Annotated in this window: 16 protein-coding genes; 6 read left to right on the forward strand and 10 right to left on the reverse strand. The window is 39.3% G+C overall.

The window, feature by feature from the left end:
- Nucleotides 1-86 precede the first annotated feature (86 nt).
- From ABFX33_RS14820 to ABFX33_RS14845, 6 genes are all read right to left on the reverse strand, one after another.
- Nucleotides 87-2,645, reverse strand: coding sequence for an AAA domain-containing protein (locus ABFX33_RS14820; protein WP_346086641.1), 2,559 nt, complete (start codon nucleotides 2,643-2,645; stop codon nucleotides 87-89).
- Nucleotides 2,646-2,689: 44 nt separating this feature from the next.
- The gene (locus ABFX33_RS14825; protein ID WP_346086642.1) at nucleotides 2,690-3,220 is read right to left on the reverse strand and encodes a hypothetical protein; all 531 of its coding nucleotides are present in this window, start codon (nucleotides 3,218-3,220) and stop codon (nucleotides 2,690-2,692) included.
- Nucleotides 3,221-3,268: 48 nt separating this feature from the next.
- On the reverse strand, nucleotides 3,269-3,907 hold the full coding sequence (locus ABFX33_RS14830) for a hypothetical protein (protein ID WP_346086643.1): 639 nt from the start codon (nucleotides 3,905-3,907) through the stop codon (nucleotides 3,269-3,271).
- Between the two features lie 4 nt (nucleotides 3,908-3,911).
- Complete coding sequence (locus ABFX33_RS14835; protein ID WP_346086644.1) at nucleotides 3,912-4,217, reverse strand: hypothetical protein; 306 nt, start codon at nucleotides 4,215-4,217, stop codon at nucleotides 3,912-3,914.
- 270 nt (nucleotides 4,218-4,487) lie between these two features.
- A complete protein-coding gene (locus ABFX33_RS14840) occupies nucleotides 4,488-4,817 on the reverse strand; it encodes a hypothetical protein (RefSeq protein WP_346086645.1) in 330 nt (109 codons plus the stop codon).
- On the reverse strand, nucleotides 4,804-5,385 hold the full coding sequence (locus ABFX33_RS14845) for a hypothetical protein (protein WP_346086646.1): 582 nt from the start codon (nucleotides 5,383-5,385) through the stop codon (nucleotides 4,804-4,806). Before ABFX33_RS14845 ends, ABFX33_RS14840 begins: the two co-directional genes overlap by 14 nt.
- A gap of 226 nt (nucleotides 5,386-5,611) precedes the next feature.
- Here ABFX33_RS14845 and ABFX33_RS14850 point away from each other — a divergent pair, with 226 nt between their 5' ends.
- The 5 genes from ABFX33_RS14850 (at nucleotide 5,612) to ABFX33_RS14865 (ending at nucleotide 8,371) form a co-directional block, all read left to right on the forward strand.
- Nucleotides 5,612-6,112 (forward strand): hypothetical protein, encoded by a 501-nt coding sequence (locus ABFX33_RS14850; protein WP_346086647.1) that lies wholly within the window; start codon nucleotides 5,612-5,614, stop codon nucleotides 6,110-6,112.
- A gap of 21 nt (nucleotides 6,113-6,133) precedes the next feature.
- Nucleotides 6,134-6,898 (forward strand): hypothetical protein, encoded by a 765-nt coding sequence (locus tag ABFX33_RS14855; protein ID WP_346086648.1) that lies wholly within the window; start codon nucleotides 6,134-6,136, stop codon nucleotides 6,896-6,898.
- 108 nt (nucleotides 6,899-7,006) lie between these two features.
- The gene (locus tag ABFX33_RS14860; RefSeq protein WP_346086649.1) at nucleotides 7,007-7,510 is read left to right on the forward strand and encodes a hypothetical protein; all 504 of its coding nucleotides are present in this window, start codon (nucleotides 7,007-7,009) and stop codon (nucleotides 7,508-7,510) included.
- 148 nt (nucleotides 7,511-7,658) lie between these two features.
- Nucleotides 7,659-7,751: a hypothetical protein gene (locus tag ABFX33_RS26750; RefSeq protein ID WP_428835657.1), complete on the forward strand. Its 93-nt coding sequence runs from the start codon at nucleotides 7,659-7,661 to the stop codon at nucleotides 7,749-7,751.
- Nucleotides 7,748-8,371 carry a hypothetical protein gene (locus tag ABFX33_RS14865; protein ID WP_346086650.1) on the forward strand — a complete coding sequence of 208 codons (624 nt, stop codon included), beginning with the start codon at nucleotides 7,748-7,750 and terminating at the stop codon, nucleotides 8,369-8,371. Before ABFX33_RS26750 ends, ABFX33_RS14865 begins: the two co-directional genes overlap by 4 nt.
- Before the next feature lie 86 nt (nucleotides 8,372-8,457).
- On the opposite strand, the gene ABFX33_RS14870 is transcribed toward ABFX33_RS14865, so the two are convergent.
- Nucleotides 8,458-8,967, reverse strand: coding sequence for a dihydrofolate reductase family protein (locus ABFX33_RS14870; protein ID WP_346086651.1), 510 nt, complete (start codon nucleotides 8,965-8,967; stop codon nucleotides 8,458-8,460).
- An 89-nt stretch (nucleotides 8,968-9,056) separates the two neighbouring features.
- Here ABFX33_RS14870 and ABFX33_RS14875 point away from each other — a divergent pair, with 89 nt between their 5' ends.
- Complete coding sequence (locus ABFX33_RS14875; protein ID WP_346086652.1) at nucleotides 9,057-9,398, forward strand: winged helix-turn-helix transcriptional regulator; 342 nt, start codon at nucleotides 9,057-9,059, stop codon at nucleotides 9,396-9,398.
- Nucleotides 9,399-9,742: 344 nt separating this feature from the next.
- Here the strand turns inward: ABFX33_RS14875 and ABFX33_RS14880 are convergent, their stop codons facing one another.
- From ABFX33_RS14880 to ABFX33_RS14890, 3 genes are read right to left on the reverse strand one after another with little or no spacing between them, the layout of a single operon-like run.
- Nucleotides 9,743-10,888, reverse strand: coding sequence for a TlpA family protein disulfide reductase (locus ABFX33_RS14880; RefSeq protein ID WP_346086653.1), 1,146 nt, complete (start codon nucleotides 10,886-10,888; stop codon nucleotides 9,743-9,745).
- A gap of 24 nt (nucleotides 10,889-10,912) precedes the next feature.
- Nucleotides 10,913-12,973: a DPP IV N-terminal domain-containing protein gene (locus tag ABFX33_RS14885; RefSeq protein WP_346086654.1), complete on the reverse strand. Its 2,061-nt coding sequence runs from the start codon at nucleotides 12,971-12,973 to the stop codon at nucleotides 10,913-10,915.
- Nucleotides 12,964-14,427 (reverse strand): RagB/SusD family nutrient uptake outer membrane protein, encoded by a 1,464-nt coding sequence (locus ABFX33_RS14890; protein WP_346086655.1) that lies wholly within the window; start codon nucleotides 14,425-14,427, stop codon nucleotides 12,964-12,966. Before ABFX33_RS14890 ends, ABFX33_RS14885 begins: the two co-directional genes overlap by 10 nt.
- Between the last annotated feature and the right edge of the window lie 4 nt (nucleotides 14,428-14,431).

The following is a 14,431-nucleotide window of genomic DNA, read 5'->3' on the forward strand; positions in this document are numbered from 1 at the left end:
ATTGGAGATTTTGGTACTGTTGATTATCAAGTTTCGAAAACTGATGACCATTCAATTCGGAACAAATGAATATTAAGAATCCCTTTCTATTTCATAATCTCCTCCAACTTCCTCACCAACCTTTCCCGTTCACCGCTTCCTGTGGTCGAAAAGCGGAGTAGGGGAAGGCCATATTTTTTCAGAATGGCATCTTTCATCGCGTCGCGTTCCGATTGTTTTCCTTCGACGGCGTGATAAGCATAACCATCCACTTCGATCGCCAGGACCGCGTTCTTGCCAAGTTTATTGTAGATCAAAAAGTCCAGGTGCGTCATGTGATGGCCTGCATATTTTGCTTCAGCAGGCGTCAAGAGTAAGTAGTCGTCAATCAGGCTTCGTACTGGAAAATGGAGGAGCACATCGTATTTTGAAAACCTGTCATCAGATAATACAGAACGCACCAGCGTATACATCAGGTTTTCACTGTCAAATACCGATTTGATACGCTTCTGCAACAAGATCCTGCGACGCTTTTCCTCATAGCCTTTATACAGATAATCAAATATAGAGTGCAGCTTACTCTGTATGATCGTGAAGTTGTTGTATTCGATATAGCGGATCAGGTCGGTGATATTACTTTCGTTTTCGGAGTCATTGCCATGCACCAATAAGATCAGCTGATCTTTGGCCCGTGAAATTGCCACATTTAGTCGGTTGGAGTTATCTGTAAATTCGGAGATTTCATTGTCGACCGTTGAGAGGATAATCACATCATTTTCTCTACCCTGAAATTTATCAACCGTGTCAGCTATAATCTCCGTACCCGCAAATGTACCCTGCATGGCATTTGTCTGATTACGATAGGGCGTCACAATACCCAGATCAACCGAAGCAAGCTGCTGTTGTGGAATGATCTCCTGTAGGATAACATCGATCTGCCGCTGATTCATCCGTGCCCGCGCATGGTTACCGGCCACTGTACGATAGACCAGTAGCGGTTCGCGCTCTGATGTTGGCTCAGATAGGATAATGAGCTGATCATTGTAGAATTTACGGTTACAGAATTCAATGATCTTTGGATGGCAACGGTAATGTTCTTTCAGCAGTGTTTTATGGACATCAGGGAATAACTGTGTGATGGATGCTAGTAAACTGTTTTTCGCATAATGATAAGGTTCAGACAGCTTGAATGCATGAAAGATCGCATCTGTCTTTTGGGCCATTGTCGCATCCACTACATTCGGCAGCTGTTTGAGATCACCGACAATAACGGCACGTTTTGCGCATGATAGGGCCAATGCACCCGTTGCCAGATCCACCTGCGAAGACTCATCAATGATTACATAGTCATAGACCGTATGCTCAGCCAGGCACCTTCGCAGCGAATAGGTGGTACTCATGATGACAGGATAGTCTTCGATGAAACTGACGGACTTACCACGCAGATCAGCCTCCTGATATATCGGACGATCCTTGTGTTGATACCTGTTGTAAAGTACATTTTTAAAAAGCCGCATCGCGATTTCCGTATACTCGCGCATCTTTGCATCGAAGGAGAAGTTATGTAAAGCCTTTTCCAATGACCCGATACGAGATGCCAGTTCCGCAATCTTGGTTCGGTAATAAGCCGATTGAGCGATCCTGATCATGTCCCAATGCGATAGGGTATAAAAGCCCTTATCTTTGATACGGTACCTGAAACGATAGATTAGTTTCTTCCACCAGTTAAACTGTTTGCCAGTATGTTCCTGATCGGTGACGGAATTCCAGAGTGCCAGTAGCCGATCTGATGAGAGGTTACTATTCAGTTTAAATTCTGCTATTGATTTCACAGTATTCAGAAAATGCTGCTGTTCCGTTCTTATGTTTTCAATAAGGAGTTTCAGCCTGGCCAGCTCGTTCTTCTGTGCTAGTTCTTCGGTGAGTTGTAGCAGGAGCGCGTTATTCTGCTGTTGTAACTGAGTCAGTTGCTTCTCCGTTAACTGAAACCTGGATAGGTCAGGAATGTCCGATTGCGATTCTATAAATTCCCTTTTATTCTGGTTGCTTCCCAGCAAAGCAGCGATAAAGGAGAGACCATTCTTATGAAATTTTTCATACACATTTTTCGTTGCCGAGTTATTGCTTGACACCACAGCTACACTTTGACCATGCATGACAGCATTGGCGATTATATTGAGGATCGTCTGTGTTTTACCTGTACCCGGAGGGCCCTCGATAATACTCAGTGGGTTGGCAAAGGCATTATTTACAGCCTCTTTTTGACTGAGGTTGAATCCAAAAGGAAAGATTTCAACAGGAGCGAGGAGATCACAATTTTTGGGTTGTATTTCATTCAGATAGTTGGATAAGATAGCATACTCTGGGATAAATGATATTCTATTATAGCTATCTTCAAGAATGTTTTTTCCATCTTCAGACTTAAGCCCTACAGCATCGGCAATCGCTTTTAGATAGTTGAATGTGGTCAGTGCTTTTTTGCCCTGCAAAGTAGATTTGATAATCTGAACTTTATCTCTGTTGTAGGTATATTTTTTATTACTGCTTTTGAATGTCACAATACATTTCTCGCCTATGAAAGAATAGGACTGGACATCGTTGGTCTTATCCTTTCCATCGATGTAGATGGCTTCTTTCTGCTGAAATGAACTGTTGGCATTATACATGTTGGAAAACTATTCTTTTAGATAGGATATTAAAAACTTTCCATTTAGTAATCTGATTGTTCAAAATCGAATATGACCTTTCTTATGATAGGTTGTAAGAATTCAATCCAATTGTTGATATCTGTTTCGTCAAAATATACAAACCAGATATCACTAGAATTTGTATAGGTGTTATCAACTTTCTCAAATTTTTTCTTGTACCAACGCTGTATGTTTTCATCCATACCAAAAATATCATGAGTGTTAGGTGGCAAACGCAGTTTGTCTTTAACTTTATTTTCGAGCTCGGTTACTCTGGCTAGATCGTCCACTGTTAAAAAGAATGGGATTCTTTCCCTGAAAATAGAAGGAGAACCGATGTCATTGGTCTTGCTAATCTGTACCTCAAAGACAAATTTAGAACCAGCATAAGCGTCAAAACCTTCTTGGGAGCATTGAAACCAGCATACAAGATAATGTTCCTTTAATGCTTTGAAAAATTCCAGCATTCCGCTTTTAGTTTTTTTAAACCCTAAACTTTTTAATTCGGGAAAGATAATTTTATTGATTATTCGATATACTTCTGTTGATTTCATTTTAGCTCAATAAAGTTTTCTAAGTATTTAGCCTCTAATTTAAATAAATTAGTCCTTCTTTTCACCGATAATTGACCTGAGTTCCTCTTCAGAATAATTTTCTATAATACCGTGTTTGGTTTTTAGATAATCAAAGATGGCATGATTGTCGAGCCAATGTGTTTCCCGAAGTCCATCAATAATTGTTTTTAAATAGGCATTGCTGGGTTTAGTCGAGGATTGTGAATCTTGTTCATTTGTTATCGTAAAAATAGGGAAGCCGTTATGCTCACCCAAGTACAATAGGTTACCATACCAAGATGGCTGTTTAAAGATATAAGAGCCATTTTTAATTGCCTTTTCAAATTCAATTTCCAAGCTGGCACTTGTATTCGTCTCCTGTCTAACAATATCTATCAATTGGCCTTTTGTTATCAAATATATTCGTCCATAAGTAGATGCAGTAGGAGTAAATGTAGTTCTGATAAAGGCAATACCTCCGTTCCAATTTCTCGAGACCTTTGCGAAATATAGTTCTGCAGAAATAGACATTTCTTCACTGTCGATCGGCGGCGTCTTATCCTCACATCCACTATAGAATGTGTGTGCACCGGCGGGCTGGCCGCCTTGTATATAGCAAAGAAACCTCTCTTGTAGCAGGTTGGAGCCATAACAAGCATACCAAACTTTTTCGTTTAAATTTTCCATTTCTTTAATGTTTTCTGACCCCTTTCAGATGCCAGCGCAATTCCTCAGGAACTAATGCAAAGGAGAAGCTAGAGATTCCAAAATCTTTTGAGAATAGTTCCCTATCATTTTGCCAAACAGTTATTTGATCCCAATAAGCGAGGAAGAAATCTCCTTCCTGAATAAAGTCCATCCAACCATCGGCTTTAATTGATGCTTGTTTGTTGATCAATATGATACCCGAGTAATTCTCCAGGCTACCATCCAGAAACATTCCATCATGCCCTTCTATACAGGATTCTGACCAGTCAAAATCAAATTTAAAACTCATACCCAACAAATTATTTAATTCGTTAGCAAGCTGGCTTTGTACTAGTTCCCTTAATTTTGGTCCCATAACCCTTGAAAGGCCATATTTATCGCAATTATCTTCCATAGATTCCTATTTACGTGTTGAAAGTACTTTTTTCAATTTAAAGCTAGTATATCCAATCAAGGGAAATATGGCAGAGAGAATAACATAGCTGCATTTCGCTTGAAATTGCCAATTTATATTCAATGGGAGCGGGATTTCCTTGATGAGATGAGCTATCAAAACATCCTATGTTATGTAATAGGCCTCAGGAATCAGCCATAAAATCGTGATATTTATATTGGTATTAAACTGATAATTTCCCGTGATGAGTACACACAATATAAGTATGATCAACCCAATCCATGCTGGCCAGAATATGGAGAATATCTTTCTATTTCTTTGCGCCTGTAGGTATCCTGCATAAATAAGTCCTGCAACTTGCAATCCAAAAATAATCAGGTTAAAATTTAAACTCCCCGTAAAATACCTCAGCCAATCACCGTCTGTTAATAATGCATAAAATGTCAAAACCATAAAACTGAGGTGTACAAATAGGGGAGCGTTAATTCTCTTCATTATCTATATTACGTTTATGGAATCTCAATGTTTTTATCGCTTTGAGAAGATCCTCTTCTGTTTGCGTTTTTAGATCTGTTCCATGGAGATTAAACCGGACTTTTGAAGAGTCTCCCCATAGGCTGCCGATATACACTCCGGTGATTCCTTTTCTGGATATTCTCGGAAATACGATTTTCGCTCTTCTGTTATCAATGGTATCCCAGGATACATTTTGTTTTCTGTACAGATCTGCATCAATATTCATCGACATGATATCTTTAACAACAATGAAATCGGAGGAGTCCAAGTTATTTTCCTCCATCATTTGCCTTGTAATTACCTGAATATTTGGTTCTGTCAAACTATTTGAATACATGCCCAGATCAAAGTAAAGGGTATCCGCGTTGTCTACAGCAATTGCGCCAACATAACTGTCTATACCATCTTGTTTGACCTGCTGCCACTTATAAGGAACTTCAAGCGTAAATAGATCAAAATCCATTGTCTTTGTGCGCGATGGATCTTTGCAGCCGACAATGAGGATAGTAAGGGCAGAAATGTGGGATAGTTTTATGAACTGTTTCATGCTATGGCTTATGCATTGAATTTACAAAATTAGGCCGGACTATCCATCTATGGCAAATATTTTTTATTATTAAATCGCAAACGAGTGGAGTAGAAGTGCTAAATTAGTATTGACATCTTCTTATATCGGATTGACTGAAAAGGATCTTCCTAAATTGGAGACCATACAAAATATTATAGCTAGGTTATTATATTAAAACATCAATTTTTATCACCTTTAAAATGTAATGAGAAAAGTAGTATTTCAAAACATAGACGAGAAAACAAAAAAACTTATGCTTTGTCAGGCAGAAGGCGGAGTTTATCTTTTTGGTTATTACAGCTTACAGGATAGTTCTGCAGATTGGGATCATTTCTCTTACACTATGGAAGATGCAATGGAATGCTGCTTTGAAGAATATGGTGTTAATCGAGAGGACTGGATAATAATTGAAGATCAACCTAAAAATTGTCAACAGGACTTTATTATTCCAACAAAGATAAAAGGCAGAGAAGATGGAAATCCTGTGTTCGGACAATTACAACAATTCATTAAAGGACAGTGGGTAGATTATGAAATACCAGCGAAATGTATAAGTTTTGATGGACTTACAGGTGACCAGAGATTATTGACCACCGGACTTGTATTTGAGTATGAGAAGGCTTTAATTGAAGATAAGGAAAAAGCAATAAAAATTTTGACAGCATTAAACTTTGAAAGACCTTCGATTGATCCAATTATTGGATAAACATAACACGAACCAGCACCTATGAAATTAAATGAGATAAAAAATATACAAGATTTCCAGAGTTTTCTATTCCAACAAAAGAATGAAAATTTTGTTCAACCAGATGATTCTGATTATTCAAAAACAGTCTGCGGAACTGATTTCAGATCTGAAATTCTGTATATTTTACCATCGACTCAAACATTGGAAAATATCCGGTTTTATGACAACCTGAAAATTATCACCATCAATAACTATAAGATTGACCGTAAAAATCTTGAGATATTGAAAAAGTATAAGAATAATTTAATAGATGTTAGCCACTTACATATTTGGAACATCAAACAAAATGATTTGGATTTAATTTCATTGTTTCCAAATTTGACACATTTATTAATTTCACATGTCAAAAAAGCTGACTTTTCATTTAACCGCTTAGATGAACTAATGAATTTGACTACGCTTTGTCTTTTAAGTCTAAACAAAGTATCAGACTTCAATTTCTTGCCAAACGCTTCAAAATCCAGAATTAAAAACCTTTCATTAACTTATACTTCAAACCTTAAAAGCTTGAATGGAATTGATAAGTTCGAAAACCTTGAACACTTATCCCTCTTTGCATCAACAACAGAGAGCAACAAAAAAGTGGACCTTGAAGATTTATCAGGAATTGAAAAACTATCAAAACTTAAAACATTTGAAATTGGTTATTTTCGGTTTAACAATACGGAAATGGCCAACAGACTTTCGGTTTTAACGGAATTAAAAGAGTTTGTTATTGATAATATCAAATATGCAAATAAATAACAAATGCGTTTGAATGAAATTACTGGACTTATCTAGCGGTTATGAAGTATAAAATATAGAGCTACCAACCCTTAAAAAGATAACCAAGATATGAAGATACAATTGACAATGATTGTCCTGCTGACAACATTAACACTGAACAGCTGCGGACAAAATAATGATCATAAATCTGTATATAGCTCGGCAGATACCACTTTTATAAAATCATTGGAAGAAAAGCAATTAGGGAAAAGTAAGTATTCTATTTCTTTACCCACAGATTATGCTATAGGTGAAACCAATGGAGAAGATTTTTCCGTTTACTATTTTAATCCTGCTGACACTACAAATCATACTGAATTTTCGGGTGGCCTATATTTCGGTAATCATCCTAGCCAATTTCCAGCTAAAAGCAAAAGTTGCAAAACCGAGCATCTGAAAAATGAAATATTTGATCAAGATGTAAGCTGGACCATTTATAACTGTAATGGAGACTATTCAATTCAAAGCATAATGTATAGTAAAAGCGGCGAGGGGTGGAATGAATTGATTCACATTTTTGGTAATGCAAAATCAACTATAGATCTCGACAAATTGCTGTTTATTTTTACGACAATGAAAAAAAAGGAATAATATGCATTACCGTCCGCACAAGTGATATTTGTGAAATACCATTTATTGGAATGTCAAATGAAGAAGCTATTTTTAAAAATAGAACCTTTCAGAATTTATTGAGGGGCTTACCTAATGTCTAGAAACAACTTAAAGTTTAGTTATATGGATAAATAGACATAAGTTATCAGGAGTTTTAACAGCATATCCAATTGATGAAGGAGTGTCCAACAATTTATTTCCGCAAAATAAGAGCTTATGAAAGAAATCAAAAAACATCACAATATGCGCGCTATAGCCATTGCACTATTTTCGCTGGTATTTATTTTTTCATGCATCTCTTGCACTTCCATATCGCCCAAGTATTTAGCACAAAATACTGCGGCACATAGCGTTTCGAAGGTAGAATTGAAGGTGAGATACATCTTTGATAATTATCCCCAGAAGATAATAGGCCATAATCATGGCAGTCAGCAGAAGAGTGCAGCCTATAATGAATATTGTTTATGGAACTATATCGAACCAAATTACTATAAAACTGATAGTCTGCACTATCTTTACAAAACTTCATTGGAGCTCACCAAAAAAAATAAAATCCATTTCAAACTAATTGATACCTTAGGAAATGTCGTGCGTGAAAGAACGAGGAAAGTAAAGCCCGAACCGCAAAACTTTGTTTCTTTCAGAAATACCGACCTTGACATCTATCTATTAGTCAATAGATTCTTTACCAAAACTATTTGCTTTGCACTAGATAAACATGGTGATTTAGTCGTGCCCAGTGAGTCGACAGCAGCCGGTTTCCTTATTCTCTTTCCGCTCGCCGGCGCCCTTAACCATGATGCATATACTTATCGTCGTGTGGATACAGTCGCCAATTGAAAGATATAGATCCGAAAGAAATAATTTTAGCGGATTTGTTTCCGTCATTCAACTATTTTTGAAAGACATTTTTGGTCTGTCGTTATTTAGTATTCTTTAGTTAGATGCAATTGAAGAAAACCGTTTTTAAGCGTCTGTGCTTTGTACTTGAACGTTGAACTTAACTCCTCATTGTTTGCTAAAATTGCTCCAGCACCAGTGATTATAGGGCTAACGTTAAAATAGATATCTGTAATCAAATCCTTGTCCAAAAAAGCGTTGAAAGTACCTGCTCCGCCTCCGATGGCTATTTCCCGTACCCCTTTTGCAGACATATATGCAATTGCCTCTTCAGGACTTGCTACAGTCTTGTAGCCATCAGCCGTATAAGATTTATCGGCCAATATGATGATTTCTATTCCATTAAAATGTTCTTTTACTTGATCTGGAAAATTTAGAAAATTTTCGAATGTTTTCAATCCTATTACTACATTTCCAACCTGCCTTACAAATTGTACGTAAAATTCCATTGCTTCCGGTGGTAGTTTATGATGCGGGTTATCGGATATCAAAATTCTTCCATTAGCTGAAATATTTGCGATTACTGTTACTTTCATAATGATTTTCCTTAAATTTCTGTTCAACAAAACTATTGGATATTCAATATATATTTACTATTCATTACCTTTAGGAAAGTAACTATCTGATGAGCAATAAAAATATTGATAAAGAAACGATATTGGCATTAAAAGATGGCATTGAATTGCTCAGTGGTAAATGGAAATTTTGTATCCTGCACAATTTGCAGAAACACGGCACAATGCGGTTTAAAGATCTGCAAGAGATGGCTCAGGGAATATCCCCAAAAGTTCTATCCAACGAACTTCAGGGACTAGAAGATAATTTACTGATTAGCAGAACAGTTAATAACACCAAACCTGTGACCGTTTCTTATGCGCTTACCGCCTATGCTAAAGAAACGGAGGAAGTTGCCAATGCTTTAATTAAATTTGGTCTAAAGCATAGAGATAAAATTAAAGCAAAATGAGATTTCTATTTTAACAGCTCATTTTTTGACTTTAAACCTCATAGAATGGTGTATTCTCGTCTCTCTCCAGAGAATATATTGTTCAAAAGCTTGATGATATATGTGTTTCCAACTGCTCAGTACTCAGTTATTTTGAAGCAGTACCTTCCCCTGTACTTCAAGCTATAGTTGTAAAACTTATAGGTGTTCGTTTATAAACCGATGGAACTGAATTCTTATTCTCCGGGGGAACCGGAACCGGTAAAAATGGTTAACAGCCCCTATAACGGTTTTTAGGGGCTGTTGTCATTGGCTTATAGCACAGGTTTAATGAGCTAAGCTGATAAACATATGATTTATTTTTTTTAAAAGATCTTCGCCAATTGCTTATCCAGATCGTCACCTTGATCTCCGACCCCCTTCCAGATAATGGTACCATTGGGATCTATCAATATTTTTGTTGGGAATGCCGTGATGCTATATTCCTTTATTAAATCTCTTTGTTCCTGCAATTGGTTGTGTAAAAGATGTATCCATTGAATATTATCTTCTTTGACAGCTTTTTCCCACGAGCTGATTGGGTCTGCACCGCGTTCTTTTGCTATACCGACAATCTCAAATCCTTTCGGCTTGTACTGATTGTACAGTGCCAATAGATGTGGATGGCTTTTGCGGCAGGGTTGGCACCAGCTGCCCCAGAAATCGAGTAATACATATTTGCCACGAAGTTCTTTGCTGTCAAAATCCTTTCCAGCCAAAGTTTTGCCCTTAAAATCTATCATGGGACTCTGAATACTGGATTTGGCTTCTGCCGTCATAAAATCACGAATCTTTTGACCATAGACTGTACTTTTCAAATCTTCCGGATAGCGTTCGAATAAGTCGCTGATCTCCTTTGGCTGCAGCCCACCCATACGTTGCGAAAAGAGATAGAGCGAGAAAAGATCAGTGTGGTTGACAATATAGTCTTTTAAGATCGCGTTCTTTTGTCCAGCGAGCTTACTTAGTTCCTCACTTTTTTTGCTTACCTCGGCTTTATTGTCGTCATTCTTAGCTATTTGACGCTGCGCGGCAGCGGCAAAAATTTCACCGCTGATCGGTATGATTTTTTTGTTAAATGCAGCCAGCTCCTTATTGAACATTCCGCCACGTACATCTGCCGCCCACATTTTCATGGCGTCCCCGGTCAGTATGATTTCGTCGCCAGGTGCGACAAATAAAAAGATCGGCGGAGCGACCAGATATCTCTTGCTTTGCTTTAATTGTATAGCATTGGCGAAATATTTCGCGGGATAGATATTGATTTCCTGTGCATAATCGATAGGAACTGAGGCTTCAAATGTGCCGTTGCTGCTGGCAACCTGAATTTTCTTATTTTTTCCGCTCTCCGTGTAATGGATATTGATAGCGTGGTTGTCCAGATTTTTTAAGCTTCCTTTGATTCGCACCAGACCTTGTCCTATCGTCAATTGTACAAGAAACAATAATATGGAGGTTACTAGTAATTTCATGATCGTTTAATTAGGTGTATTCAATTATTTGTTATACAGGTATTTATAAGTAAACTGTTTTCTTTGGTCCACGGTAAATGGGATCTTTGGCCCCTTCCAGCCATGTCGTTCGGTGGGGTATATCATCAGTTCGAATCTTTTGTTTTTACGTTGCAATAGATCCACGAGTTGGTAGGTATTCTGAACATGGACATTATCATCCATTAAGCCATGGCTAAGCATCAGCATATTATTTTTTTGCTGCTGATATTGATTGATATGCGTCAGGACAGCCCCATAAGCATACCCGGTCGGGTTGTCTTTGGGTAGCCCCATATAGCGTTCGGTATAATGACTATCGTAGAGCCGCCAATCGGTTACGGCATAGTCGGCGATACCATAGTTAAAATACGTTGCACCTAAGGTCAATGCCATTGCGGTGAGATAACCACCATAACTACCACCCGAAATAAAGATCCTGTTGGTATCCACGGCGGGGTTTTCCCTCAATTTTTTGACCCAGTTAATATAGTCGTGTATTTCCCATTTCCCCAGATTTCCGTAGAGCATGTTTAGTCCCTGCTTACCGTTGTTCCCGGATCCGCGGTGTTCAAAGACAACCTTGATGGCCTCTTCGTCTTCGCTCCCCAGAGAAGGAATGGTCCAGTTGTCGGTTACAATCTGGTGTTTCGGTCCACCATAAACACGGATGATCACCGGATATCTTTTCCCCGCATCTATCTTTATGGGCCATGTTACGCTAGCTGGCAACTCAAATCCTTCCGTTGTCTTTATCCATAGGATCTCTTTTTTACGTAGCTTTTTTGCATCAAATTGTGCTCCTTTCGAGTCTGCGATATCAAGGATACGATGTGTTTTGCTATTGACCAAAGCCGTCCGTGTAGGGGTAGAGGAGTTAGAATATTGGGTAATGAATTTATCGCCCGTCGGTGACAGTAGAATTTTGGCATGGGTGAAATCACCGAATGTCAATCGCTGCTGGTTCTTACCATTCCATTGTACGCGGTACAAATCAGTACGTACCGAATTCTCGGCATTGGATGTAAAAAATAGTTCCTTTTTCTTTTCATCAATACGAATAGGCTGTAAGTTCCAGTTTTTGCCACTGCTCACCACATTTTTTAGCTGACCATCGTGACCGTAAAAATAGATCTGTTCCCAACCGGAGAAATCACGGATCAGAAAAAAGCCCTCTTTCACCCAGTAAATCTTTTTTATCCAGTCGATCCAGGTATCCTGGTGCTCCCTATAGATTATTTTGCTTTGCCCGTTAGCGGGATCTACCTCCAGTAATTGGAGGTTATTTTGGCGGCGCGGCATCCATTGCACCAATAGTCCTGTACCATCGGGCCTCCAAAATGGCGTTCCGAGGTAATGGTCCTGCTTGTCAATCTCCGACCAGCGCACCTTTTTATCCGCTACGGAAGCAATCCCAAGCTTCACTTCGGGATTTGGGTCACCAGCTTTTGGATAATGTGTGATTTCCGTAAATCCATGCTGGCCGATAGGGTTATAAAGTGCCGTCACGGGAACTTTGCTGTCGTCAAACCGATAGAATGCGATGTGTTTGCTATCCGGAGACCACCAGAATGCTCGGTATTCACTTTCTCTTTTTAGGATTTCTTCATAGTATACCCAGGATGCATACCCATTCATTAGTGTGGGTGAACCATCTTTGGTAAATTGTATTTCCTCTTTTGTAGCAAGATTCATCACATAGAGATTGTTGTTTCGCAGGAAAGCAAGGTATTTTTTGTCCGGGGACAAGAGAGGAAGCACCGCACCCTGAAGGGTAGGCTTAATCTCCTTTTTTTGTGATGGTTTTACACGTTCTTCACTGATGATGCGGCCATTTCTACAGTCTACGACCTGCAGTAATTGTTCTCTTCCCTGGTTTTTTGATATGATATAATGCGTATTGTCCTTCCAACCCGTGATATTGGGGAGCGGTTTGATCAAGGTGGTGTCATACCTTATTTGGCCGTTTATACGACCTCCAAAAACGAGGAACAGCAGAAGTAGTAAGTATTTGCTCAGCGTTCTTTCAGTAATTTTGCCCATGATACTTTTATATTTTAGTTCCATGTGTTTGAAGTTAATCGTGGATCATTTTCAATAGCCTTGCTGGGAAATGGTAGTATATACAGCGGTGAGCGCACCGGTAGCGTGAAGTTTTGTTGCGGCACATTGGGGGTGGCAACAGGATCAGCCGGAAACAATCTTGATATCGTTTTTTGGTAAGCAGATTCCGTATTGAGACGACGTAAATCCAGAAAGCGATTAATCCCTCTGTTCAGTTCTTTTCTACGCTCCCCGGTAACGAATATAACGGCATCCTCCACGTTGTTCGGTAGACTAAAGCTACTGTGGTCGTAATTTTTGTAACGGCTCGTCAAGTAGGGTTTAAGGTACTCTTTTGCAAGTTCGTACTGTCCCTTACGTGCATAGCACTCTGCCAGCATCAGCATAACCTCAGTGGTTGTTATTCCCACGGTATTGGGGGCATATTCCTTACTGTTCGGTACCCAGGCCAACATGGACTTGTAGTCCTTAATGGTTGCAGCGGGCTGCTTATAGAGGTTTAGCCTAACGTCGCTAACATTGCCTGATTGGCCATTGGCCTGCAATCCCGTTTTGTAGAGGTCAATGAGCTCCTGTCCGATATAGATATATGAGATAGTCGAAGCGGCAAAAAAGAGGTTTTCCTCACCGGTGGCGTACAGGGGGGTAGAGGGCCTATTGGTCGATGCACTGACAAGATTCACCAGGTCATAAACCTGATGGTTGAGCTGATAAGACTGTAGTGCGGCGGCGATGCAGGCATCATATTCTTTTTTGAATAGGTATACCTTTGCTTTTAGGGCATAGGCTGCCGCCCTGTTGAAACGATAAGGTGTTTTAGCATTGGCATTTAAATCAGGTATGGCCTCATCGATATCCTTCTCGATCTGCTGGTAGACTTCGGCAACAGTAGATTTAGCAGGCTCAGGTTGCGTCTCAATATAGGGATCCAGCTTGAGTGGCACACCACCATCGTTGGCAGCGGTAGCTTTGTCATAGGGTTTGGCATATATATTTATCAACAGAAAATAAGCATAGGCGCGTAGCATCTTTGATTCAGCGATGACTGTTGCTTTTTCCGCTTCTGTACCGCTCATGTCATCTTTTTCATAGATAATGGTGTTGGCTACACGGGCGATCCGCTGGTAAAGCGTCTGATACATGGTTGTTCCATTTGTTCCCGAGTTTCCGTCTGCATTTAAGCTACGGTCATAACCCGTGAGGTAAAGAAAGTTGGCTGTAGTGAGGTTTGGAGCACCCCATACACTGGCGACGGTCTGGGCATTCACCCAACCTTCGTCATTGAGGTAAGCGATGTCCGAAATACCGTATGAGGTAATATTGTCAAATAACATACCGTATTCCTCGGCTGAGGTGAGCAGAATTTTCCCTTTTGGTTGGAGATCCAGCCACTTATTGCAGGAAGTGAACAGGCCCAAAATGGTAAGAGTTGAAAGGATTATATGTTTTGATTTCATGTGA

The sequence above is a fragment of the Sphingobacterium ginsenosidimutans genome, assembly GCF_039536865.1.
In the GTDB taxonomy this organism is placed as follows: Bacteria; Bacteroidota; Bacteroidia; order Sphingobacteriales; family Sphingobacteriaceae; genus Sphingobacterium; species Sphingobacterium detergens.